This window comes from Pseudomonas synxantha (assembly GCF_900105675.1).
Lineage (GTDB): Bacteria > Pseudomonadota > Gammaproteobacteria > Pseudomonadales > Pseudomonadaceae > Aquipseudomonas > Aquipseudomonas synxantha.
Map to the genome: position 1 here is coordinate 3850637 of NZ_LT629786.1, position 21523 is coordinate 3872159.

General features: G+C 59.3%; 25 protein-coding genes and 1 tRNA gene. 13 read left to right on the forward strand and 13 right to left on the reverse strand.

Translation table 11 applies throughout. The features are described from left to right. Positions 1-67: 67 nt before the first annotated feature. Both BLU48_RS17850 and BLU48_RS17855 read right to left on the reverse strand, forming a co-directional pair. On the reverse strand, positions 68-856 hold the full coding sequence (locus BLU48_RS17850) for an SDR family oxidoreductase (protein WP_057022044.1): 789 nt from the start codon (positions 854-856) through the stop codon (positions 68-70). Further along, positions 853-1575: a GntR family transcriptional regulator gene (locus BLU48_RS17855; protein ID WP_057022043.1), complete on the reverse strand. Its 723-nt coding sequence runs from the start codon at positions 1573-1575 to the stop codon at positions 853-855. Before BLU48_RS17855 ends, BLU48_RS17850 begins: the two co-directional genes overlap by 4 nt. Before the next feature lie 555 nt (positions 1576-2130). On the opposite strand from BLU48_RS17855, the gene tcuC reads away from it, so the two are divergent. Both tcuC and BLU48_RS17865 read left to right on the forward strand, forming a co-directional pair. Then, positions 2131-3438 (forward strand): MFS transporter, encoded by a 1308-nt coding sequence (tcuC, locus tag BLU48_RS17860; protein WP_043046441.1) that lies wholly within the window; start codon positions 2131-2133, stop codon positions 3436-3438. Further along, the gene (locus BLU48_RS17865; protein WP_057022042.1) at positions 3435-4190 is read left to right on the forward strand and encodes a substrate-binding domain-containing protein; all 756 of its coding nucleotides are present in this window, start codon (positions 3435-3437) and stop codon (positions 4188-4190) included. Before tcuC ends, BLU48_RS17865 begins: the two co-directional genes overlap by 4 nt. On the opposite strand, the gene BLU48_RS17870 is transcribed toward BLU48_RS17865, so the two are convergent. After that, on the reverse strand, positions 4182-5084 hold the full coding sequence (locus BLU48_RS17870) for a LysR family transcriptional regulator (protein ID WP_043046437.1): 903 nt from the start codon (positions 5082-5084) through the stop codon (positions 4182-4184). The genes BLU48_RS17865 and BLU48_RS17870 overlap by 9 nt on opposite strands. Before the next feature lie 210 nt (positions 5085-5294). Between BLU48_RS17870 and BLU48_RS17875 the strand changes: the two genes are divergently transcribed. Beyond that, the gene (locus tag BLU48_RS17875; RefSeq protein WP_082636616.1) at positions 5295-5699 is read left to right on the forward strand and encodes a ribbon-helix-helix domain-containing protein; all 405 of its coding nucleotides are present in this window, start codon (positions 5295-5297) and stop codon (positions 5697-5699) included. Further along, positions 5696-6049 carry a type II toxin-antitoxin system RelE/ParE family toxin gene (locus BLU48_RS17880; RefSeq protein WP_057022041.1) on the forward strand — a complete coding sequence of 118 codons (354 nt, stop codon included), beginning with the start codon at positions 5696-5698 and terminating at the stop codon, positions 6047-6049. The genes BLU48_RS17875 and BLU48_RS17880 overlap by 4 nt, the downstream gene beginning before the upstream one ends. An 18-nt stretch (positions 6050-6067) precedes the next feature. Here BLU48_RS17880 and BLU48_RS17885 read toward each other — a convergent pair whose 3' ends face one another. The 3 genes from BLU48_RS17885 to BLU48_RS17895 form a co-directional block, all read right to left on the reverse strand. Next, entirely contained in the window at positions 6068-7105 is a 1038-nt protein-coding gene (locus BLU48_RS17885; protein ID WP_057022040.1) for a histone deacetylase family protein, read from the reverse strand. A 134-nt stretch (positions 7106-7239) separates the two neighbouring features. Then, on the reverse strand, positions 7240-8472 hold the full coding sequence (locus tag BLU48_RS17890) for a Zn-dependent hydrolase (RefSeq protein ID WP_057022039.1): 1233 nt from the start codon (positions 8470-8472) through the stop codon (positions 7240-7242). A gap of 11 nt (positions 8473-8483) precedes the next feature. After that, a complete protein-coding gene (locus BLU48_RS17895) occupies positions 8484-9800 on the reverse strand; it encodes an MFS transporter (RefSeq protein ID WP_057022038.1) in 1317 nt (438 codons plus the stop codon). Between the two features lie 157 nt (positions 9801-9957). Between BLU48_RS17895 and BLU48_RS17900 the strand changes: the two genes are divergently transcribed. The 4 genes from BLU48_RS17900 to BLU48_RS17915 all read left to right on the forward strand — a co-directional run bounded on the left by BLU48_RS17900 (position 9958) and on the right by BLU48_RS17915 (position 13075). Next, positions 9958-10899, forward strand: a complete 942-nt coding sequence (locus tag BLU48_RS17900) for a LysR family transcriptional regulator (protein ID WP_057022037.1) — start codon at positions 9958-9960, stop codon at positions 10897-10899. A 105-nt stretch (positions 10900-11004) separates the two neighbouring features. Further along, a complete protein-coding gene (locus BLU48_RS17905; protein WP_057022036.1) occupies positions 11005-11319 on the forward strand; it encodes a type II toxin-antitoxin system RelE/ParE family toxin in 315 nt (104 codons plus the stop codon). Between the two features lie 2 nt (positions 11320-11321). Further along, a complete protein-coding gene (gene nadS, locus BLU48_RS17910) occupies positions 11322-11609 on the forward strand; it encodes a NadS family protein (RefSeq protein ID WP_057022035.1) in 288 nt (95 codons plus the stop codon). Positions 11610-11848: 239 nt separating this feature from the next. Beyond that, positions 11849-13075: an MFS transporter gene (locus BLU48_RS17915; RefSeq protein ID WP_057022034.1), complete on the forward strand. Its 1227-nt coding sequence runs from the start codon at positions 11849-11851 to the stop codon at positions 13073-13075. 74 nt (positions 13076-13149) lie between these two features. On the opposite strand, the gene BLU48_RS17920 is transcribed toward BLU48_RS17915, so the two are convergent. Continuing rightward, on the reverse strand, positions 13150-13404 hold the full coding sequence (locus BLU48_RS17920; RefSeq protein WP_057022033.1) for a DUF6124 family protein: 255 nt from the start codon (positions 13402-13404) through the stop codon (positions 13150-13152). A gap of 653 nt (positions 13405-14057) precedes the next feature. Between BLU48_RS17920 and BLU48_RS17930 the strand changes: the two genes are divergently transcribed. Continuing rightward, a complete protein-coding gene (locus BLU48_RS17930) occupies positions 14058-14297 on the forward strand; it encodes a type II toxin-antitoxin system RelB/DinJ family antitoxin (RefSeq protein WP_014717442.1) in 240 nt (79 codons plus the stop codon). Further along, positions 14287-14580, forward strand: coding sequence for a type II toxin-antitoxin system RelE family toxin (locus BLU48_RS17935; RefSeq protein ID WP_057022032.1), 294 nt, complete (start codon positions 14287-14289; stop codon positions 14578-14580). Before BLU48_RS17930 ends, BLU48_RS17935 begins: the two co-directional genes overlap by 11 nt. Before the next feature lie 95 nt (positions 14581-14675). Here the strand turns inward: BLU48_RS17935 and BLU48_RS17940 are convergent. The 5 genes from BLU48_RS17940 to dapA form a co-directional block, all read right to left on the reverse strand. Next, positions 14676-14765 (reverse strand) — tRNA-Ser (locus BLU48_RS17940). An 83-nt stretch (positions 14766-14848) separates the two neighbouring features. Continuing rightward, positions 14849-15562: a phosphoribosylaminoimidazolesuccinocarboxamide synthase gene (gene purC / locus BLU48_RS17945; protein WP_057022031.1), complete on the reverse strand. Its 714-nt coding sequence runs from the start codon at positions 15560-15562 to the stop codon at positions 14849-14851. Between the two features lie 27 nt (positions 15563-15589). Then, a complete protein-coding gene (locus tag BLU48_RS17950; RefSeq protein ID WP_056847351.1) occupies positions 15590-16348 on the reverse strand; it encodes an MBL fold metallo-hydrolase in 759 nt (252 codons plus the stop codon). 4 nt (positions 16349-16352) lie between these two features. Then, the gene (gene bamC / locus BLU48_RS17955; protein WP_057022030.1) at positions 16353-17468 is read right to left on the reverse strand and encodes an outer membrane protein assembly factor BamC; all 1116 of its coding nucleotides are present in this window, start codon (positions 17466-17468) and stop codon (positions 16353-16355) included. Positions 17469-17485: 17 nt separating this feature from the next. Beyond that, a complete protein-coding gene (dapA, locus tag BLU48_RS17960; RefSeq protein ID WP_046071422.1) occupies positions 17486-18364 on the reverse strand; it encodes a 4-hydroxy-tetrahydrodipicolinate synthase in 879 nt (292 codons plus the stop codon). Positions 18365-18625: 261 nt separating this feature from the next. Between dapA and BLU48_RS17965 the strand changes: the two genes are divergently transcribed. Both BLU48_RS17965 and BLU48_RS17970 read left to right on the forward strand, forming a co-directional pair. Then, positions 18626-19186, forward strand: coding sequence for a glycine cleavage system transcriptional repressor (locus BLU48_RS17965; protein WP_003189463.1), 561 nt, complete (start codon positions 18626-18628; stop codon positions 19184-19186). 10 nt (positions 19187-19196) lie between these two features. Continuing rightward, a complete protein-coding gene (locus BLU48_RS17970; protein WP_043046400.1) occupies positions 19197-19670 on the forward strand; it encodes a peroxiredoxin in 474 nt (157 codons plus the stop codon). 19 nt (positions 19671-19689) lie between these two features. Here BLU48_RS17970 and BLU48_RS17975 read toward each other — a convergent pair whose 3' ends face one another. After that, complete coding sequence (locus tag BLU48_RS17975) at positions 19690-19929, reverse strand: sulfurtransferase TusA family protein (protein WP_057011937.1); 240 nt, start codon at positions 19927-19929, stop codon at positions 19690-19692. A gap of 95 nt (positions 19930-20024) precedes the next feature. Here BLU48_RS17975 and BLU48_RS17980 point away from each other — a divergent pair, with 95 nt between their 5' ends. After that, positions 20025-21458, forward strand: coding sequence for a M48 family metalloprotease (locus tag BLU48_RS17980; RefSeq protein ID WP_046071419.1), 1434 nt, complete (start codon positions 20025-20027; stop codon positions 21456-21458). The last annotated feature ends 65 nt before the right edge of the window (positions 21459-21523 follow it).

Below are 21523 nucleotides of genomic sequence, written 5' to 3' on the forward strand. Positions count from 1 at the left end.
GACGATTCTCCGACTTTTATTCTTATGAAAAAAATCCTGGGTACAGCGCGATGTGTTCTTCCTTGGCCTACAGGTACTCGACGTTACCGTCGACACTGATCGCCTGGCCGGTCACGTTGCGTGCGGCGGGCGAACAGAGGAACAAGGCCATGGCTGCCACGTCTTCGGCGGTAACCATGCGCTTGAGGGAGATTTTGTTGAGGTATTGCTGGCGCATTTCGGCCTCGGGCACGCCAACCTGTTCAGCGCGGGCGCGGATCACGCCGTCCATGCGCGGGCCTTCGACAATCCCGGGCAGCAAGGCGTTGACGCGGATGTCGCTTTCGCCCAGCTCCGAGGCCAGGGATTTCATCAGGCCGACAATGGCCCATTTGGTCGCCGCATAAGGGGTACGCCATGCATAGCCAAGGCGCCCGGCCACCGAGGCGATATGCAGCAAATGGCCGTGGGACGATTCCTTGAGCATCGGCACCGCGTGGTGGGCAAAACGGTATTGTGCAGTGAGATTAATGTTGATGGTGGCTTGCCATTCGGCGTCGCTGATCGCGTCGATGCCGCCGGTAGGCCCGGCGATACCGGCATTGTTGACCAACACATCCAGACCACCAAAATGCTCGCGTTGCACCTTGAACACCGCCTCGATCTGCGCGGCATCGCTGACATCGGCGCGGGTAGCGACAGTGCCCGGGTATTTATCGCGAAACGCCGTCAGGGCCGGCTCACTCACATCACACACATGCACCTGGGCGCCGGCTTCCAGATACGCCGCGGCCAATACTTCACCAATGCCGGCAGCCCCGCCGGAAATCAACACACGTAACCCGGGATAAGGCTGCAGCCGTTGTAGGACACTCATGCACGTTTACCTCCTGAAACAGACGACCGCGCGCGGTCGTTCTTGACGAGCAGGCGCGCCAGGGAATCGGCGGCCTGCATGATGTCATCGGTCACCGCTGCCCGTGCGCCAGCGCCATCGCGGGCGGCCAGCGCGTCGACGATGCGCGTATGCGCCTCCATCGAGCGTTGCAGGTGCGCTTTATCCGGGGCGACCAGGGCAAAACACGGGCCCATGTGCAGCCAGAAATTCTCCACTGCGGCCATGGTCAATTCGGCCTGGGCCACCGCATAAATGCGCCGGTGAAAGGCGAAGTTGGTCCACAGGTAGCGGGACACGTCGACCTCATCGGCGGCATGTTGCATCTGGCGGCACAGGTCGGTGATTTCTTCCAGGTCGTGTTTCTGCAGGAGCAGCACGGCCTTTTCCGCCAGCAAACCTTCAAGCGCCACTCGCGTATCACGAATTTCACGCAGGCGTTCGACCGTCATCAGGCGTACCCGCAGGCGGGAGGTTTCGGTGACTTCAAAGGCGTTTTCGGCACTCAGGCGTTGCAGCGCTTCGCGTACCGGCATGGGGCTGGAGCCCAGGGCTTCGGCGAGACCGCGGATGGTGAGTTTCTGGCCGGGTTGGAAGCGGCCACTCATCAGCGCTTCGCGGATCTGGCGGTAGACCTGGTCTTGCAAGGTATCGCGAGACACCTGGCGCAGGGTGGGCAGGAGGAGCGGACCATCATTCATGAGGCAAAACCTGTGTTGTGGTTCTTATGGCCTCAATATGTGATCACAAATCAAATATGTCAAATAGTTTCCCGCTTTGAGGTACGCATACCCAAAAATGTGGGAGGGGGCTTGCTCCCGATGACGGTATATCAGTCAGCCTATGTATTGACTGATACACCGTCATCGGGAGCGAGCCCCCTCCCACATTTTTTGTCCGCGTTGTTAATGGGTTCAGGGTTTGAGCGGACGCTCCCGATCACGCTCTGAAAGCTCCGTTCCATCATCGGGGTGCTTCCAGGTCTGCGGTTTTTCTTCCTCTGGCCGCTGCCGAGGTTGTTCGTACTCTGGCTCGTTGTGCTGCTTGTGTTCGTTCCCCATAGCCAGTTCCTCGTAAAAATTGGACACAGGCTCAAGCATAGAACAGCGCTGACAAATCGGACGGCCCTTCGTATTGATAGTCCACACACATTAATCCATCCAAATTTGTCACTTATCATTTCTAAATGTGTCAGCCACTATCCCAAGTCTTAAGCGAAACAAGCACTTTAAAAAGAACGCTGGAGACACAAAACCATGACTAGCCCTTCCCGGCCCGACGCTGCCAGTTCGAAAGTGGGCGCGGTATTGCGCGTTACTTCGGGCAACTTCCTCGAACAATTCGACTTCTTCCTGTTCGGTTTCTACGCCACCTATATCGCTGCCGCGTTCTTCCCGGCCGCTAATGAGTTTGCGTCATTAATGATGACCTTTGCCGTGTTCGGCGCGGGTTTCCTGATGCGTCCCCTGGGCGCGATCATCCTGGGGGCCTACATTGATGATGTGGGTCGTCGTAAGGGCCTGATTGTGACCTTGGCGATCATGGCCAGCGGCACCCTGCTGATCGTGCTGGTGCCGGGTTACCAAACCATCGGCCTGTGGGCCCCTGCGCTGGTGCTGGTAGGCCGCCTGCTGCAAGGCTTCTCCGCCGGTGCGGAATTGGGCGGTGTGTCGGTTTACCTTTCCGAAATGGCCACGCCGGGCCGCAAAGGCTTCTACACCAGCTGGCAGTCGGGTAGCCAACAGATCTCCATCGTGGTGGCCGCCGCTCTGGGCTACGGCCTGAACGTGTGGATGGAGCCGGCGGTAGTAGCCGATTGGGGCTGGCGCATTCCGTTTGCCCTCGGCTGCGTGATCATCCCGTTCATCTTCGTGCTGCGCCGCAACCTGCAGGAAACTGAGGAATTCGCCAACCGCAAGCATCGCCCAACCATGCGCGAAGTGCTGGCGACCCTGGCGTCGAACTGGACGATGGTGATTGGCGGCATGCTGATGGTGGCCATGACCACTACAGCTTTCTACTTGATCACGGTGTACGCGCCGACCTTCGGCAAGACCGTCCTGCACCTGAGCACCTCCGATGCCCTGCTGGTGACGTTATTGGTGGCTGTGTCGAACTTTGTCTGGCTACCGATCGGGGGCACCCTGAGCGACCGCTTCGGCCGCAAGCCAGTACTGGTGGCGATGACCGCACTGACCTTGATCACCGCCTACCCGGCATTGTCGTACGTGGTCAATGCACCGAGCTTTGTGCACATGCTCGAAACCCTGTTGTGGTTCTCGTTCCTGTACGGCATGTACAACGGCGCCATGATCCCTGCGCTGACCGAAATCATGCCAGTGGAAGTGCGCGTGGCAGGCTTCTCCCTGGCCTATAGCCTGGCAACGGCGATCTTCGGTGGGTTCACGCCGGCGATCTCCACCTGGTTTATCCACATCACCGAAGACAAGGCATCGCCGGCTTACTGGATGATGTTCGCCGCGCTGTGCGCCCTGTGCTCCACCCTGGCGTTGTATCGCCGCGCCAATACCCGTGGTCAAGTCATGCAGGAGGCTGTGCAATGAAGCTTTTCAATACCCTGGCCGCACTGGCCCTCGGTACCCTGGCGCTGGCGGCCCAGGCCGAAGAACTCAAGGTAATGACCTCTGGTGGCTTCACCGCTGCCTACAAGTTGCTCGGCCCGCAATACGCCAAGCAAAGCGGTGACACCCTCGACACCATCCTCGGCCCCTCCATGGGCAAGGCGCCTGAAGCGATTCCCAACCGCCTGGCTCGTGGCGAACATGCCGATGTGGTGATCATGGTCGGCTACGCACTGGACGAGCTGATCAAACAGGGCAAGGTCGACCCCGCGTCCCGCGTGGAACTGGCGGATTCGCGGATTGGGCTGGTGGTGAAAGAAGGCGCGGCGAAACCTGCAATCAATACCGATGCCGAACTCAAGGCTGTGCTGAGCAAGGCTAAATCCGTGGCGTATTCGGACAGTGCCAGCGGTGTGTATGTCGAGAAGGAGCTGTTCAAGAAACTCGGCATGCCGGCCAAGGGCACCATGATCGAGCGCGTACCGGTGGGCGAACAGGTGGCCAAGGGTGACTACGAAGTCGGCTTGCAACAGGTGGCTGAATTGTTGCCGGTCAAGGGTGTGACGTTTGTCGGCAAGATCCCGGAAAACGTGCAGTCGGTGACACGCTTTGCGGCGGGCATTCCGGTCAACGCCGAACACCCCGACGAGGCCAAGGCGCTGCTGCAGTTCATGGCCTCGCCGCAAGCTCAACCGGTGGTGCAATCCACCGGCCTGGACTCGGTCTCACGCTGACCGAAACGGCATCTCCCGCACCAAGCGCTCCAACTCCAACGCCGCTGGCGGCAATGTCCGCCCGCGGCGCTTGATCAAGCCTACATTGCGCATCACCTGCGGCTCTACCAGGGGCACACTCACTAGAATCGGGTGTTCGCACGCCGGCATCGCAATCGACGGCACCATCGCCACGCCCAACCCCGCTTCCACCAGCCCGATCATCGTGGTCACGTGGTGAGTCTCGCAGATACTCGGCTTTTTCACGCGCACGCCACGCAGGGCCTGGTCGAGCAGGAAACGGTTGCCCGAGGTTTTGTCCACGGTGATGTAGTCGTGTTCGTAGGCTTCGGTCCACGTCACGCTCTCACGTGCGGCCAGCGGATGGTCACGACGACAAGCGAGCACATAACGCTCCTGCAGTAATAGCTCGAACTCCACTTCATCGGCCAGACTGCCGCTGAAACTCACACCAAAATCCGCTTCGCCACTGGCCACCGCATTGCTCACTTCGCCAGCACTGGCATCGAGCACCCGCAGGCGAATCTTCGGATACAGCTTGTGGAATTCGGAGATGACGTGGGGCATGAAGTAATACGCGGTGGATGGCACACAGGCGATGGTGACATTGCCCATGCGCGTCGACGCGACATTACTGATGCCCATCAGAGCGATGTCGAGGTCATCGAGCATGCGCTCCACCTGGGGCAAGAAGGCACGGCCGACCATAGTCAGGCTGACACGGCGCGTGGTGCGCTCGAACAGCTTTACATCGAGGGCGGATTCAAGCTTCTCGATACGCCGGCTGAGGGCCGGCTGCGAGATACGGATGGCCTCGGCGGCGCCACGAAAACTGCCCTTGTCTACCACGGCGCGGAAGGCTTGGAGGTCGTTGAGGTCGAAGTTGATGATCACGGAAGGCAGGCCAAAGTGGTCGGGGTGGCGAGTATTATCGTATGGGAGCCGATGGGATGCCATGCAAGCCGGGGCGGCTTTAACGAGCTAATCCTGTTACAGATATCAAGTCATACATTTCAGCAGCTTATCGGCCATCCACGGTCACGCGATCGCCAAAACGGGTCAATACTTGCGGCCTGACCCACACAACTGGAGACGCGGCACCCCATGCAAACCTACCCCTTCTGGATGGACGACGAGACGCCGGAGATCGGCATTGATCAGTTGCTTCTTGCATCGCGCCAATGGTCAAGTAGGATTGAATCCTACTCACTTCTGGCGGACATCCCAATGCGCTCAACCCAGCAAATGAGCATCACTTTGCCCCTTGAAATGGCGGCCATGGTCAAAGCCAAGGTGGCTGCCGGTGAATATGCCAGCGAAAGCGAAGTGATTCGCGACGGATTGCGGGTGCTGCTGGCACGTGACCGTGCCATGGAAGATTGGCTGAGGGACGAAGTCATCCCGGCAGCGACCGCTCTTGAGGCACAGCCTGAGCTCGGGTTATCTGCAGAACAGGTTCGCGAACATATGGCAGCCAGGCGTCAGCGCAAAGGCATCGGGAACGCGTGAGCTACTCGGTGGTTTTTTCGCCTGAAGTCCTGACGCAACTCGATGCCCTTGAGGATTACATCTGCGATGCCGGCTCCCCCTTGGTAGCGACGCGGTTTATCGACAATCTCGTCAGCTACTGTGACAGCCTCGCCCTGTTCCCCTTGCGTGGCACACGCCGTGACGACCTGCTTACCGACTTGCGCATCACGCACTATCGTCGCAGCACCATCATCGCGTTCAGGGTGAGGCCTGATTGCGAAACGGTGTCGATAGTGGGGGTATTTTATGGCGGGCAAAACTACACGGCGCTGTTCCAGGGTGAGGGGAACGACTGCTCATTGATAGATGAAAAGCCTGCTGAAAACTGATCGGCAGGCTTTTAGCGCTTAATCGCCTGATAGTTTCTCCCAAGCCGCTGGCGCACTGAAAAACGCCTGCGCATTACTGTCCAGCGTCTCCAGGTGATAACCCCCCTCCTGCACGATCAGGCACGGCAGCCCCAGCCCTCGAATGCACTGTCCCAGCCGCGCAAAGCCTTCCCGCGTCACCGCGACCTTGCTTTGCGGGTCCAGCTCATAAATATCGAAACCCAGTGACAACACCAGCACATCCGCCGAAAAGTCCTTTACCGCTGCCAGGGCCAGTTCCAGCTTTTCGAAAAACAGCGCTTCGCTGGCACCATGGGGCATGGGCAGGTTGAGATTGAATCCTAAGCCTGCGCCATCGCCTTTTTCCTCGGCAAAGCCGGCCACCCCTGGATAGAAGTTAGTCGGATCGCCATGGATCGATGCGTAAAGCACGTCATCACGCTGGTAGAAAATCTCCTGGATGCCTTGGCCGTGGTGCATGTCGGTGTCGAGCACCGCGACGCGCTGAAAGCCTTGGCGCAACGCTTGCGCAGCCACCGCCGCGTTATTGATGTAACAGAAGCCACCTGCCGCATCGAAGCGGGCGTGATGACCCGGTGGGCGGCACAAGGCGTAGGCGGCAGGTGCGCCATCGAGGATCGCCTGGGCAGCGGCAACCGCGCTCTGGGCTGACCAATACGCCGAGCGCCAGGTCAGCTCACCGATCGGGCAACTGCCATCGGCCAGGTAACGTGCCGCCTGGGCAAGAATGCCGCGCAGGGCGTTGGGCTCGCGTACAAAGATGTTGGACATGACTTCATCGCCCCAGTCTTCGGGGATTTCCTTCCAGCGCTGGTGAGCCTCCTGGAGAAAATCCAGGTAGGCCGCGCCGTGTACGGCGAGCAGCGGCGCCATGCCGTAGTCGACCGGTTGCTGGATATCAAAGCCCAGCGTTCGCGCAGCCAGCAGCAGGTTGCGCGCACGCTCGGGGACCTCCTGTGGCGTGCGCATCTGGCCACGAGAATAGTAGCTGCGTGGGTGATGCAGCAGTTGTTCGGGATGGAAAAACGTATTCATAGGATGCTCCTGGATAAACACAGAACCTGTGGGAGCTGGCTTGCCTGCGATTGCGCACGGTCAGAGCACAATGTACTGCCTGCTTCACCGCTATCGCAGGCAAGCCAGCTCCCACATGGGCACGGCGTCAGCCTTTAGAAATGAACCTGGCCGGCGCGTTTCAACACGGCGTTGAGCAATACATCGGTGCCCTGGCGCACGTCTTCAGGCAAGACGTCTTCGGCTTCGTTGTGGCTCAGGCCACCGACACAGGGGATGAAGATCATCGCAGTCGGGCAATAGCGCGCCAGGTGGATAGCATCGTGGCCGGCGCCGCTGATGATGGTCTGCTGGCTGTAGCCCAGAGCGTCCACCGATGCTTGCACACAGGCTACGCATTGCGCGTCGAACGGTGTGGCCGGGCTGATCCAGTGCGGTGTGATGGTCACGCTCAGGCCACGGTTGTCGGCTATCGCCTGCAGGCGCGCGCGCACTTGCTGCTCCATGGCGTCGATATCGACGTCGCGGTGATGGCGCAGATCCACAGTGAAGTCGAGCAAACCAGGAATGGTGTTGCGCGACGACTTGGCGATGCTCAACTCACCCACAGTGGTCAGGCCATGCGGGGCAAAATCGGCAGCGAGGTTTTCCAGGGCCTGGATCATTTTTGCGGCGCCGTACAACGCATCTTTGCGCAGCGCCATCGGCGTGGTGCCAGCATGGGCAGCCATGCCTTCGACCCGCACATCGAGCCAACGAATCGCCTGGCCGCCGGTCACCACGCCGATGGTTTTGGCGTTGTCTTCCAGGATCGGGCCTTGCTCGATATGCGCTTCGAAATACGCATCCACTGCCCCACCCAATGCACGCTCACCGTTATAGCCGGTGGCGCGCAACGCCTCGTCCACGCTGACGCCATCACCGTCGGTGGTCGCCAGCGCCTTGTCCAGCGCAAGGGCGCCAGTGAAGACCGCCGAGCCCAGCATCGCCGGGGTGAAACGCGCGCCTTCTTCGTTGGTCCACACCGCAATTTCCAGGGGCTTGCGCGTCTGGATGCCGTGGTCGTCGAGACTGCGGATCACCTCCAGGCCGGCCAATACGCCGTACACGCCATCGAAGCGCCCGCCTTCGGGCTGGGTATCGAGATGGCTGCCGATCATCACCGGGGCAACGTTATTGTCGGTACCCGCGCGACGGGCGAACAGGTTGCCGATGGCATCCACGCTCAACGTCAGGCCAGCGGCTTTACACCAGTGACTGAACAGCTCGCGACCGGCCTTGTCTTCGGCGCTCAATGCCAGGCGGCAGCTGCCGCCGCGTGCGGTAGCGCCGATCTCGGCCATGGACATCAGGCTGGCCCACAGGCGCTCGCCATTAATCTTCAACATTGCTGACTTCCTCAACTGTGTGCCATTTCCAAGCGGTGGGCCGTGGCATGGCGGCGGGACAAGGCCAGCACGCACACCAACGAGACCGCCGCGATCACGCTGTAAAACACTGCCATCGGCCACCATTGACCTTGGTACTGATGGGCCAGCCAGGTGCCGATCAACGGTGTCAGGCCACCGGCCAACGCACCGCATACCTGATAAGCCAGGGAGATCGCGGTGTAACGCACGCGTGTTTCAAACAAGCCGCTGACAAAACCTGCGATGACTGCATAGAACGACGCCATGCACACCACCGCCAGGGCAATGCCGAGGATGATCAAGGGCGCCTGGCCGCTGCTAACCAATACGAACATCGGGTAAGGCGAGGCCATCGCCAGTACGCACATGGCGCACAGAAACCGCGTAGCGCCGACCTTCTCCGCCACCCAGGCGGCCAGCGGCTGAACGCAGAACTGGATAATGGCGACGAAGAACAGGCATTCCAGAATCAGCGAGCGCGGCAGGTTCAGTTGCTGAGTGCTGTAGGCAATCATAAAGGTGTTGGTGAAATACACGCCGGCAATGCCCAGGGTGTTGGCGCCAATGCACAATAACAGTGGACGCCAAGCAGTCTTCAGCACTTCCAGCACGGGGGCTTGGTCCTTCTTGATCGCCCGCGCTTTTTCCGCCTGGGCTTTGTCTTCGAGGAACTCCGGCGACTCGTTCACACCCAAGCGAATCGCCAGGCCAACGACCAACAACAAGGCACTGGCTAGAAATGGCAGGCGCCAGCCCCAACTGAGCAGGTCTTCTTCGGGCAAACGGGTCACCGCACTGAACGCCAGCAGGGAAAGGATCAAACCGGCCGGGCTACCCAACTGCGCGAAGGACGCAAAGAAGTTACGGCGCCCCTTTGGCGCATGTTCTCCGGCCATCAACACCGCGCCGCCCCACTCACCGCCGACTGCAATGCCCTGCACTACCCGCAGCAGTATCAGCAGCACCGGTGCTGCAGCGCCGATCTGCGCATAGGTCGGCAACAGGCCGATGCACACCGTGACCACACCCATCATGACCAGGGTAATCACCAGAGATTTCTTGCGACCGATGCGGTCGCCGATATGGCCGAACACGATGCCGCCCAACGGCCGGGCGAAAAAGCCCACGGCGAAGGTGCCGAACGCAGCCATGGTGCTGAACAGTTTATCGTCGGAGGGGAAAAACAGCTGACCGAACACCAGCGCCGCAGCGGTGGCATAGATGTAAAAGTCGTACCACTCGATCATGGTGCCGATAAAAGCGGCGGCCGCGGCACGGCGAGGCTGCGGCGAAGCGGAAGGCTTCATGGGGCTGGCTCCTTTGGTTATTTTTTTGGCAGGAGAAGGTCGAACCGGTGCGCTCTGATGGCGCTTGTTGAGCCCGATTTTTCGGCCCCAGGCTATGATTAGTCAATTTTCTATTTATTATCTTGATTATAAATCCTGCTTATTATCGAGCGATGCCATGCCCGAATCCCGTCGCGATATTCATCCACTGCTCAACGACCGCCTGGACTGGAACCTGCTGCGCACCTTCCGCGTGATCGGCCAGGAACTGAGCATCAGCCGCGCCGCCGCGCGCCTGCACCTGACGCAACCGGCCATCAGCCAGGCGCTCAAGCGCCTGGAGGAACAGCTGGATTGCCAGCTCATCGTGCGTCGCGGCCCGCGCTTCGTGCTCACCGAGGCAGGTGAACAGATTTTCGCGATTGCCGGCGAAATGTACGGCCAGGTTTCGCAAATGAGCAACGCCCTGCAAAAGCCCGGCGATGAAGTGATCGGCAAAGTGCGCTTGCTGATGATCAGCCGGATTAATTCCGACACTTTCGATGACTTTCTCGCCAGCTTTCATCGCGAACATCCGCGGGTCGATCTGGAAGTCGAAGTGATGCGCAGCTCCGACATCGTCGCCGCCTTGCTGGAAAAAACCGCGACCCTGGGGTTGAGCCTCAATCGTCGGCCTCAGCCGCGCCTGGAACAGCACCTGTTTCTGCGTCAGCGCTACGCGTTCTTTTGCGGAAAACATCACCCATTGTTCGGGCGCACAAACCTGGCCGAGGGGGATTTGCAGTCGGAAAACTTCGTGAGTTTTACCAGCGACCAGATTGGCGGAATGCTCTCGCCGCTGACGATTTTCCGTGATCAGCAAGGGTTCGGTGGGCGGATCGTGGCGTCATCTTCCAGCCTGGAAGAAGTGCGGCGTTTGGTGATTGCCGGGTTTGGCTTGGGGTGTTTGCCCATTCATGTGGTGGCGGACGATGTGAAGAACGGGCTGCTGTGGCGGTTGCCGCCGGATGAGGGGATTGCGGATGTGGATATTCATCTGCTGTGGAACCGGGAGCAGAAGATGAGCCGGGCGGAGGGGGTGTTTATTGAGTGTCTTTTGGGGCGGTTGGCCGACGTATAATTGGCCACATTCTGCGTGTCAAAAAGCAGTTACAACTCACTGGATGCACGTCGAAGCACGCACGGCTAGGATTGCAGTCAACTAAGCCAATGGCGTACATTAGCGATGATTTTCATAGAGACGTCAGTCTTCACCCGTCGCGTTAAAGAATTGATCGACGAGGATGCCTACACGGCTCTTCAGAACGTGTTGGTAGTCAACCCTTCTGCTGGCGATGTAATCGAGGGTACGGGTGGAGTTCGCAAGATACGAGTAGCAGCCAAGGGCCATGGCAAACGAGGCGGGGCGCGGGTGATCTATTACCACTTCGTCTCGGCATCACAGATTGTTCTACTGATGATCTATCCCAAAAATGAACAGCAGGACTTGACTGCCGACGAGCGCAAGTCACTGAAGGCTGCGATTGAGCACTGGAGATAGCTATGAGCAGATTTTTTAATGAACTGATGGAAAGCGTTCAAGAGATGAACGAGATCCTGCGCGGAGAACGCGAACCTTCTCGTGAATTCCATGTTGATTCAATGCGAGTCAAAGAGATCCGCAAGGCGACAGGGCTGACCCAGGCTAAATTCGCAGCGCTGATTGATGTGCAACTTGGCACATTACGTAACTGGGAGCAGGGTCGTCGTGAACCTACCGGACCAGCAAAGGCATTGTTGAAAGCTATCCATAATGACCCAGTCCATGTACTGAATGCGTTGGCTAGCTAAAATAAGACTCCACCGCTGCGCCTTAACCATCGTCATAACCGGAAAAGCTCGGAGCTGACTCAGCGCCGGGCTTTTTCGTTTGTGCGGCAGATTTAAGGCTTTTTAAAATCTCACATCGATAGCACTGATGATTACTATCGAAACGAGCGTCTGAACGATTGCCGCCACTGATTCCTATAATCGCTCCAAATTCCCTCCCCGCCTGGCTTCAGGCGACATTCCTCCCGGAACCCAATCCCATGCCAAGCGCGAGCCAGGCCCCTAGCGGGCTTCCCGAACATAATCAACAAAGCGTCAAACAGCAGTGGCTGGCGATTCTTTCGGTCGCCGTTGGCGCCTTCGCCCTGGTGACCAGTGAATTCCTGCCGGTGGGCGTACTCAACGACGTCGCCAGCGATTTGGGCATCAGCGCCGGCCACGCCGGATTGATGGTGACATTGCCCGGCATCATGGCCGCCCTTGCCGCGCCGTTTCTGTCGGTCAGCATTGGCGCCATGGACCGTCGTTACCTGTTGATTGGCCTGACACTGGTGATGATCATCGCCAACTCGGTGGTGGCCTTTGCCACCGATTTCAGCCTGCTGCTGTTCGGCCGCGTATTGCTCGGCATCAGCATCGGCGGCTTCTGGGCCACGGCCATTGCCCTCAGCGGGCGGCTGGCGCCCAAAGGCGTTGGGGTTGCGAAAGCCACCTCGATCATCATGATGGGGGTGACCCTGGCCACCGTCTTGGGCGTGCCGGTGGGTACATGGCTCAGCGGCCTGATGGGCTGGCGCATGACCTTCCTGGTCACGGCGTTGGTGGGTATTCCGGTGCTGCTGGCGCAGATTTTCCTGCTGCCGCGACTGACCCCGGAAAAGGCCATTGAGATCCGTGACTTGCCAGCATTGTTTATCAACCCACAGGCGCGAGTCGGCTTGATCGCGGTATTGCTGATCGGCCTGGCGCACTTTGCTGCGTATACCTATGTCGCGCCGTTCTTCAAAAACAGCTCCGGCTTTGACGGCCCGACGATTGGCTCGTTGCTGCTGCTTTATGGCGTAGCCGGGGTAATGGGTAATGTTTTTGCCGGTTTCGCCGCCAACCGAAGTGTGCGTCACACCCTGTTGCTGGTGGCACTGATGATCGGCACCAGCACCGCACTGTTTCCCTACTTCGCCACCGGGCTGTCCGGCGCCTCGATGCTGATTGCACTCTGGGGCTTCGCCTTCGGCGCCTTCCCCGCCTGCGCCAGTATCTGGATGTTTGTGGTGGCGCCCAAGGATGTAGAGCGCGGCATGCCACTGTTCGTGGCGCTGTTTCAAGTGATCATTGCCTTGGGTTCGTTCTTTGGCGGGCGCATTGTCGACCAACTGGGCAGCTCGGTGTTGTTGAGCCTGGCCACGGTACTGGTGGGGTGTGGGTTTGTGACGGTGCTGGTGTTGGGGCGCAAGGTCAGTAATAACCTGGTGGCACAGCCCGCCTGACCGGACTGCATTTCGCAAAAAAGCCTGCTGAGCGCTGAGTTCAGCAGGCTTTTTTCGTTTCAGCGAGCAGGTATTTATTTGGCCGTGGGAAAATCACGCTCGAGGACGGCATCCACCAGTATTTGCGCGTTTTCGATCAATTGAGCCAGGGCCATGATCACGGGCGACTGCGTGCTGTCTGGATCTTCGGCGCATTGGTAGGCAGTTTGAAGGGCGGATGAGAGGATTTCGGTGGCGTTGGTGAGGGCTTCTTCGGTGCCGACATCATCGGCTACACAAAAGATTTTCCGTGCATGCCCTTCGGTAGAATCAGCGGTGCTCTTCTTCATGATGTAACTCCACGTTATGAAAAGAAGCTACCACTCCCCGCTGTCAAACAGGATTGGGTGGCAGCTGTACGCGGGTTGACAGACCGGAAACGTGGAAACCCGGCGCACCCGAAGATGCCCCACGCACAGCCGCCATAACAAATGGACACAGACAAACGCCTGAAACCAAGTTTGGGGATGCACAGAGATCGCACGTTATTCGGCCTGTCAAAACCGGTCGCCATGAGGGCGACGGCGAAAGGTTAGCGCCCTGCCCCAGCCAACGCAACCCTGCTGGAAAACTGTCGAACCGGAACAACGTAAGCACCTGTTTCGGAAAAGCTTGGTAACCAGAATCCCCACCGGGAACCTTGTGTGCATAAGCCTGCGAGCTAGTCTCAAAAAGCTCGCCGCCGTGGCGACATACTGTCAAGGGTTCTGAAATGCCAACGAGATATCGCGATGCGGTCACAGGTGAATACGTAACCGAGCAAGAGGCGAAGAAAAGACCAAGGGAAACAGTGAAGGAAACCGATAAAAAGCGCCCGGCAAAGCCGACGGCCAAGAAGTAGGATCAACAGATGAGAGCGACTGCCGTATGTCCAGACAGACTTGCCAATGAAACCCGATTGCCCCAATGTAATGACCAACGTCATTACACAAGGAGCTATCCCTTGGCATCTATCAACATCCGTATCGATGACGACCTGAAAGCTCGCGCCTACCTTGAGTTGGAGAAACTCGGTGTCACCCCTTCAGAACTGATACGTCAGGCGTTGCAATATGTTGCCGAACGCGGCCAGTTGCCATTTAAGCCTGTCCTCATGACTGAAGAGGATGAAGCCTTGATGGCGACCGTACGTGAGCGCCTTGCGTCGCCTCAACGCGTGAGGGTTTCTTTGGATGACCTATAGCCTTGATTTTGATGCGCGTGCATTGAAGGAATGGCAGAAACTCGGCGACACCCTCCGTCAGCAACTCAAGAAGAAGCTGATGGAAATCCTGAACAACCCACGTATTGAGGCTAACCGCCTACATGGCCTGCCTGACTGCTACAAGATCAAACTGCGTAGTAGCGGGTACAGGCTGGTCTATCAAGTGATAGATCAGGAAGTGACCGTGTTCGTGGTCGCTATTGATAAACGTGAACGAGATCAGGCTTATCGCAAAGCGTCTGAGCGCCTTGATCAGCGCTAGGCAGGACTGGAAAAAATCACTGAAGCAGTCGTAGATAAAGGCTGGAAACGAAAAAGCCCCGCAGCTTATTCAGCTACGGGGCTTTCTCTATGTAATGGCGGAGAGATAGGGATTCGAACCCTAGGTACCGGTGAAGGTACAACGGATTTCGAATCCGTCCCATTCGGCCACTCTGGCATCTCTCCAACGGCGCGCATCATAACAGTGTGTTTCGCGGAAGCAAACCCCAAAGGTGATTTTTTTCCGTGCTATCAGATGCTTGCGTCGATTACAGCGGTACACCAAGGCGCTTGGCGACTTCTTCGTAGGCTTCGATCACATCACCGAGGCCTTGGCGGAAGCGGTCTTTGTCCATCTTCTTCTTGGTGTCCTTGTCCCACAGGCGGCAACCGTCCGGGCTGAATTCGTCGCCCAAGACGATGGAGCCGTCGTGGAACACGCCGAATTCCAGCTTGAAATCCACCAGCAACAGGCCTGCGTCGTCGAACAGCTTGGTCAGCACATCGTTGACCTTAAGGGACAACTCCTTCATGCGCGCCAGTTGTTCAGCGGTACCCCAGCCGAAGGCCACGACGTGGGATTCGTTGATGAACGGGTCGCCCTTGGCGTCGTCCTTCAAGAACAGCTCGAACGTATAAGGGTTGAGCTTGAGGCCCTCTTCCACACCCAGGCGCTTGACCAGGCTGCCGGCGGCGTAGTTACGCACGACGCATTCCACCGGGATCATGTCGAGCTTCTTGACCAGGCACTCGTTGTCGCCCAGCAGTTTGTCGAATTGGGTCGGGATGCCGGCCGCTTCGAGTTTCTGCATGATAAAGGCGTTGAACTTGTTGTTCACCATGCCTTTGCGATCAAGCTGTTCGATGCGCTTGCCGTCGAACGCCGAGGTGTCGTTGCGAAACAGCAGGATCAGGCGGTTGGCGTCGTCGGTCTTGTACACCGACTTGGCTTTGCCGCGGTAGAGTTCTTCACGTTTTTCCATGATGGGCTCCGCTTTGAGTAAGGTGGGCTAGGCGATGTGTCGCCAGTCGAGCCCTGAATCTTGATCGGCCAGTTGCAGCCAGTCCGGGTCGCACCCAAGGGTGTCGACAAAGCATTGCCGGGCAAGCGTCGGCAGGTTGTTCTTGCTGCTCAGATGGGCCAGGACCAGGTGTTGCAGGTCTTGCCAGCCCAACTCATACACCAGGTACGCCGCCTGGTGGTTGTTCAGATGTCCCAGCTCGCCACCCACCCGCTGCTTGAGGAAGTAGGGGTAATGACCGCGCGCCAGCAGGTCTCGGCAGTGATTGGATTCGATCATCAAGGCATCGAGGTCCCGGTAACCGTCCAGCACCTTGGCGCAGTAGGAACCCAGGTCGGTCAGCACGCCGAAACGCCGCTGACCGCCACTGAATACGTACTGCGTCGGCTCCAGGGCATCGTGAGCGACCGCAATGACATCGATGCTCAGGGCACCGACTTGCAGTTGCTCGCCACCAGCCAGGAAGCCTGCGGGTTCAATGGGTTTGCGCATCCCGCGCAGCGTGCCACGACTCAAGTACACCGGAAGATTGTAGCGCCGAGACAGCAAACCCACGCCATGCACATGGTCGGCATGTTCGTGGGTCACCACAATTGCGCTCAGCTGCGCGGGGTGAACCCCCAGGCGCAGCAGGCGCCGCTCGGTTTCCCGCAGGGAGAAACCACAATCGACCAGCACATACGTGTCGTCATGGGCGACCAGCGTACCGTTCCCTTGGCTACCGCTGCCGAGAACGGCAAAACGCACCGGATCAGCCCAGGTTGTCTTGAATCACGCCCAACACTTTGCGCGCTGTTTCAGCCGGCGCGACGGTGTTGATGTTCTTCTCGACGGTGACTTGCACGCTTTCGCCAACCTTGCTCAAACGAACCTGGTAACGCTCGGCGCGGGTTTCGACCTCTTCCTTGGTCGGCGTGCTGCCGAACAGTTTGCCGAAGAAACCTGGCTCGTCGTCTTTCTTCTCCGCCTTTTCAGCCACGTTGATGTAGTACAGGCCCAGGCTGCGGTTGATGTCTTCAACGCGCCAAGGGCCCTGCTCCAATGCACGGCCAACACTGGCCCAGGCACGGTCGAGGTCTTCACCCAAGTTCAGCACCACGTTACCGCTGCCGTCTTCGGTGAGGCTGACGCGGTTAGGCGTGTCGTAGTCACGGGCGGCGAGCAGGGAAACGGAACCGCCCTTCTCGGAGATACGGCTCATGCTGGCGAGCATCTCGTCGACCAGCGCGGCATCGACGCCGGTGTTGACCGAACGCGGGGTGAAATCAACATTGGCAGTGCTGCCGGCAGGACGCTCGGCGCTGACCACATAGACTTCACTGGTATTGCGCTGCACGCCTGGCTCGATGCGTACCCGCACACGGGCTTCGCTGTCGGCGGCTACACCGCCAGCCAACAGGCGCTGGGCCATGTTCGCGGACAGCTCGCGACCTTGCTGCCACGCCGTGGTGAACTCACCGGTCTGCGGGCGTTGCTGGTCGATGCGAAAACCGTTGTCCTGGAAGAACTGCACCGCCACCGGCCAGACTTCGGCGGGTGGGCGCTGGGCCACGATCCAGCGGTTGTCGCCGCTTTTCTGCAGGCTGTAGTCGCTGGCATCCGCCACTGCGGTAATCGGCTGTGGACGCGGTACCACGTACTCGCCCTTGACGGTGTCGTCGGCTACGTTGCGCGGAATCGGCAGCAACGGGTCAAGGCGCTTGGCGACATTGACGTCAGGCGGCAGTTGCATCGGTTTGGTTGCTTGCGCTTCCAGGTAATCGCTGCCGCGGTCACGGAAGTAGCCTTCCGGGCCCCATACCCAACCGCAGCCACTGGTGCTGGAGATAATCAAGGCAAGTGCGGAAAGTCCGGCCAATCGCTTCATGCGTAGTGCTTCCTCAATTAAACCAGGACGCCGGACTGGCGCAGGGCCTGTCGCAGCGGTTCGTGACAGGCTTCGCTGAGCCGGGTGAGCGGCAGACGGATACCGTCCGGCATCAGGCCCATCTCAGTCAGCGCCCATTTCACGGGAATAGGATTGGATTCGATAAACAGTGTCTTGTTGAGCGGCATCAACTTCTCGTGGATCGCACGGGCCGTCGCGGCATCGCCGGCGATGGCGGCCGCGCACATGTCGCTCATGGCACGCGGGGCCACGTTGGCGGTCACGGAAATGTTGCCCTTGCCGCCCAGCAGGATCAATTCGACAGCGGTGGCGTCGTCACCGGAATACACCAGGAAGTCGCTGCTCACGCCGGCCAGGATGTCCTTGGCGCGCTGCAGGTCGCCGGTGGCTTCCTTGATGCCGATGATGTTCGGCACGGTGGACAGGCGGATTACGGTCTCGGCCTTCATATCGCACGCGGTGCGACCCGGTACGTTATAGAGGATCTGCGGGATGTCGACCGCTTCGGCGATGGTCTTGAAGTGCTGGTACAGGCCTTCCTGGGTCGGCTTGTTGTAATACGGCGTGACCAGCAGGCAAGCGTCGGCGCCGGCTTTCTTGGCGTTGCGGGTCAGCTCGATCGCTTCACGCGTGGAGTTGGCGCCCGTTCCCGCAATCACGTGGATACGGCCCGCGACGCGCTTGACCACGAACTCGATCACCTGGATGTGCTCTTCCACATCAAGGGTGGCCGATTCACCTGTGGTGCCGACCGCCACGATAGCGTTGGTGCCCTCTTGCAGGTGGAAGTCCACCAGTTTGCCCAGGCTATCCCAGTCGAGACGACCTTGTGCATCCATGGGTGTGACCAGTGCCACCATACTGCCCGCAATCATGCAACCGCTCCTGCCGGAAAAAGAGAGCCGTAATGGTACTGGCGCCAAGATGCTTGTACAAGCGAAGTACCGCGTGAGGATGCGTTCTGGACCAACTAAACGTCGGGCAATGCCATCATTGGGCCAAAGCACTGCCGCAAGCCGACCGATCACACAATGAAAACGCCACCTCCTAGCCCTTGGCGACGGTTTTCGCTACCCTTCATCCTTTGATCGATACGGCCACACGGTATCGACCGCTCATCGCTTTAGGAAGGCTGCATGTCCACCCCCACAGTTCGCGAACAATTCCTTGTTATCAGTGCCCTCGGCGCCAACCCCATGGAGCTGACCAACGTCCTGTGCCGCGCCAGCCATGAGAACCGCTGCGCCGTCGTGACCTCGCGCCTGACCCGCCACGGCGAGTGCAGTGCGCTGGTATTGCAGATCTCCGGCTCCTGGGACGCCTTGGCGCGTCTGGAAACCGGCCTGCCGGGCCTGGCCAAGAAACACGACTTCACTGTCAATGTGGTGCGCAGCGCCGCCCTGGAAAATCGCCCGCAGGCCCTGCCTTATGTGGCGTACGTCAGCTCGGCCTACCGCTCGGACATCGTCAACGAGTTGTGTCAGTTCTTCATCGACCACAACGTCGAGCTGGAAAACCTGACCTGCGATACCTACCAGGCGCCACAGACCGGCGGCACCATGCTCAACGCCACGTTCACCGTGACCCTGCCGGCCGGCGTGCAGATCAGCTGGTTGCGCGACCAGTTTCTGGACTTCGCCGATGCCCTGAACCTCGACGCCTTGATCGAGCCATGGCGCCCACAGAACCCAATGTAAGGAAACACCCATGCCGGTAGCCATCGACAAACCCGTGGCCGATTTCGAAGCCCAGGCCACCAGCGGCCAGACTTTCAGCCTCGCGGCCCTCAAGGGCAAGCAAGTGGTGATCTACTTCTACCCGAAGGACAGCACCCCGGGCTGCACCACCGAAGGCCAGGGTTTTCGTGACCAGTACGCAGCGTTCAAGGCCGCCAACACCGAGGTGTTTGGTGTGTCGCGTGACAGCGTGAAGTCCCACGAAAACTTCAAGGGCAAGCAGGAATTCCCCTTCGAGCTGATCAGCGATAAAGACGAGGCGGTTTGCCAGCTGTTCGATGTGATCAAGCTGAAGAAGCTGTACGGCAAGGAATACCTGGGCGTGGATCGCAGCACCTTCCTGATCGACAGCGAAGGCGTGCTGCGTCAGGAATGGCGGGGCGTGAAGGTACCGGGACATGTGGATGCGGTCCTGGCCGCGGCGCAGGCGCTGAACAAGGCCTGATCTTGCGCCTGCAAGGCTATCAGGCCTTGCGCAACCAATAATGGTACACACCGGCGGCCTCTTCTTCGTGGAGCAGCGTATGGCCCGCCAGCCTGGCGAAGGTCCTGAAATCACGCTGTGAGCCTGCATCCGTAGCGGTCACCTTGAGCACGGCGCCGCTGGCCATACGATTGAGTTCCAGCTTGGCCTTGAGCAAGGGCAACGGGCAATTGAGGCCGCAGGCATCGAGTTCGGCGTCAAAGGCTACAGCGTCGGTCATGGTGTTACTCCAGGCAAACATTTGGGCTGCTTAGAATATCTGGTCCCAAGCTCAGTGTCCGGCTACAGTAAGCTCTTTGTCGAAAGGCTTTGTGCATGACTTTTTTGCGCCCTACCCTGCTGACGCTGGCCTGCCTGCTGGCCTCCCCGGCCTTCGCTGACGAGCTGCCGTCACTCGGCGACGCCAGTTCTGCCATTGTCTCGCCCCAACAGGAATACCAACTGGGCCGCGCCTGGCTGGCCTACCTGCGCGGCCAGGTCTCGCAGCTCAATGACCCGCAACTCAAGGATTACGTCGAAACCAGCGTGTACAAGCTGGTGGAGACCAGCCAGGTCAATGACCGGCGCCTGGAATTCATCCTGATCAACAGCCCCCAACTCAATGCCTTTGCGGCACCTGGCGGGATCGTCGGGGTCAACGGCGGCTTGTTCCTCAATGCCCAGACCGAAGGTGAATACGCGTCGGTACTGGCCCACGAACTGGCGCACTTGTCCCAGCGCCACTTCGCCCGGGGCGTGGAGGCGCAGTCGCGCATGCAACTGCCGATGATGGCCGCCCTGCTCGGCGGTATCATCGCCGCCGCCGCGGGTGCAGGCGACGCAGGTATCGCCGCGATTGCCGGCTCACAAGCCGCAGCGATCCAGGAACAACGCCGATTCTCCCGGCAGAACGAACAAGAGGCCGACCGTATTGGCATCCTCAACCTGGAGAAAGCCGGCTACGACCCACGCTCCATGCCGACCATGTTCGAACGCCTGATGCGCCAATACCGCTTCGATGCCAAGCCACCTGAATTCCTATTGACTCACCCGGTGACTGAGTCGCGGATCGCCGATACCCGCAACCGCGCCGAGCAGGCCAAACCCGGCGGCAAGGAAGACAGCCTGCGCTATCAGTTGATTCGCGCAAGGGTGCAATTGAAGTACGAAGACACGCCAGGTCTTGCCGCCAAGCGCTTCCAGGCACAGTTGGACGAGAACCCCAAGAACGATGTGGCGCGATATGGGCTGGCCATCGCACAGATCAAGGGCACCCAACTCAAGGAAGCACGGGAGAGCCTGGCACCGCTGCTGGCCAAGGCGCCCAACGACATCACTTACAACCTGGCGCAGATCGAGCTGGACATCACCAGCAACCGCATGCCGGACGCACAGCAACGTACCGACCGCATGCTCACCCAGTACCCCAGCAACTATCCGCTGAATCAGGTGCGAGTGGACTTGTTGCTTAAGCAGAACCGCACCGCTGATGCGGAGAAAGCGCTGGATGGGCTGCTCAAGTCCCGGCCGGACGATCCGGACGTGTGGTATCAGGTCGCCGAGACCCGCGGCTTGTCCGGCAACATCATCGGCCTGCACCAGGCTCGTGCCGAATACTTCGCCCTGGTGGGTGATTTCCAGCAAGCCATCCAGCAGTTGGACTTTGCCAAGCGGCGCGCCGGCAATAATTTCCCACTGTCCTCGCGCATCGATGCCCGCCAGCGTGAGCTGATCGAACAGGAGCGCTTGGTCAAAGGCATGATGAGCTAAACCCATCAGCCAAAAAAAAGCCCCGCTGTCGTTAACCGACAGCGGGGCTTTTTTTGGGCTAGTAG

Bases quoted from the DNA above. Each gene is read 5' to 3' on its own strand.
- bamC (WP_057022030.1), bottom strand. From the start codon at position 17,468: ATGAAGCGATTGGCCGGACTTTCCGCACTTGCCTTGATTATCTCCAGC.
- BLU48_RS17905 (WP_057022036.1), top strand. From the start codon at position 11,005: ATGATTTTCATAGAGACGTCAGTCTTCACCCGTCGCGTTAAAGAATTG.
- BLU48_RS17900 (WP_057022037.1), top strand. From the start codon at position 9,958: ATGCCCGAATCCCGTCGCGATATTCATCCACTGCTCAACGACCGCCTG.
- BLU48_RS17885 (WP_057022040.1), bottom strand. From the start codon at position 7,105: ATGAATACGTTTTTCCATCCCGAACAACTGCTGCATCACCCACGCAGC.
- tcuC (WP_043046441.1), top strand. From the start codon at position 2,131: ATGACTAGCCCTTCCCGGCCCGACGCTGCCAGTTCGAAAGTGGGCGCG.
- BLU48_RS17850 (WP_057022044.1), bottom strand. From the start codon at position 856: ATGAGTGTCCTACAACGGCTGCAGCCTTATCCCGGGTTACGTGTGTTG.
- BLU48_RS17965 (WP_003189463.1), top strand. From the start codon at position 18,626: ATGTCCACCCCCACAGTTCGCGAACAATTCCTTGTTATCAGTGCCCTC.
- purC (WP_057022031.1), bottom strand. From the start codon at position 15,562: ATGGAAAAACGTGAAGAACTCTACCGCGGCAAAGCCAAGTCGGTGTAC.
- dapA (WP_046071422.1), bottom strand. From the start codon at position 18,364: ATGATTGCGGGCAGTATGGTGGCACTGGTCACACCCATGGATGCACAA.
- BLU48_RS17875 (WP_082636616.1), top strand. From the start codon at position 5,295: ATGCAAACCTACCCCTTCTGGATGGACGACGAGACGCCGGAGATCGGC.
- BLU48_RS17855 (WP_057022043.1), bottom strand. From the start codon at position 1,575: ATGAATGATGGTCCGCTCCTCCTGCCCACCCTGCGCCAGGTGTCTCGC.
- BLU48_RS17915 (WP_057022034.1), top strand. From the start codon at position 11,849: ATGCCAAGCGCGAGCCAGGCCCCTAGCGGGCTTCCCGAACATAATCAA.
- BLU48_RS17980 (WP_046071419.1), top strand. From the start codon at position 20,025: ATGACTTTTTTGCGCCCTACCCTGCTGACGCTGGCCTGCCTGCTGGCC.
- BLU48_RS17975 (WP_057011937.1), bottom strand. From the start codon at position 19,929: ATGACCGACGCTGTAGCCTTTGACGCCGAACTCGATGCCTGCGGCCTC.
- BLU48_RS17935 (WP_057022032.1), top strand. From the start codon at position 14,287: ATGACCTATAGCCTTGATTTTGATGCGCGTGCATTGAAGGAATGGCAG.
- BLU48_RS17970 (WP_043046400.1), top strand. From the start codon at position 19,197: ATGCCGGTAGCCATCGACAAACCCGTGGCCGATTTCGAAGCCCAGGCC.
- BLU48_RS17895 (WP_057022038.1), bottom strand. From the start codon at position 9,800: ATGAAGCCTTCCGCTTCGCCGCAGCCTCGCCGTGCCGCGGCCGCCGCT.
- BLU48_RS17865 (WP_057022042.1), top strand. From the start codon at position 3,435: ATGAAGCTTTTCAATACCCTGGCCGCACTGGCCCTCGGTACCCTGGCG.
- BLU48_RS17920 (WP_057022033.1), bottom strand. From the start codon at position 13,404: ATGAAGAAGAGCACCGCTGATTCTACCGAAGGGCATGCACGGAAAATC.
- BLU48_RS17890 (WP_057022039.1), bottom strand. From the start codon at position 8,472: ATGTTGAAGATTAATGGCGAGCGCCTGTGGGCCAGCCTGATGTCCATG.
- nadS (WP_057022035.1), top strand. From the start codon at position 11,322: ATGAGCAGATTTTTTAATGAACTGATGGAAAGCGTTCAAGAGATGAAC.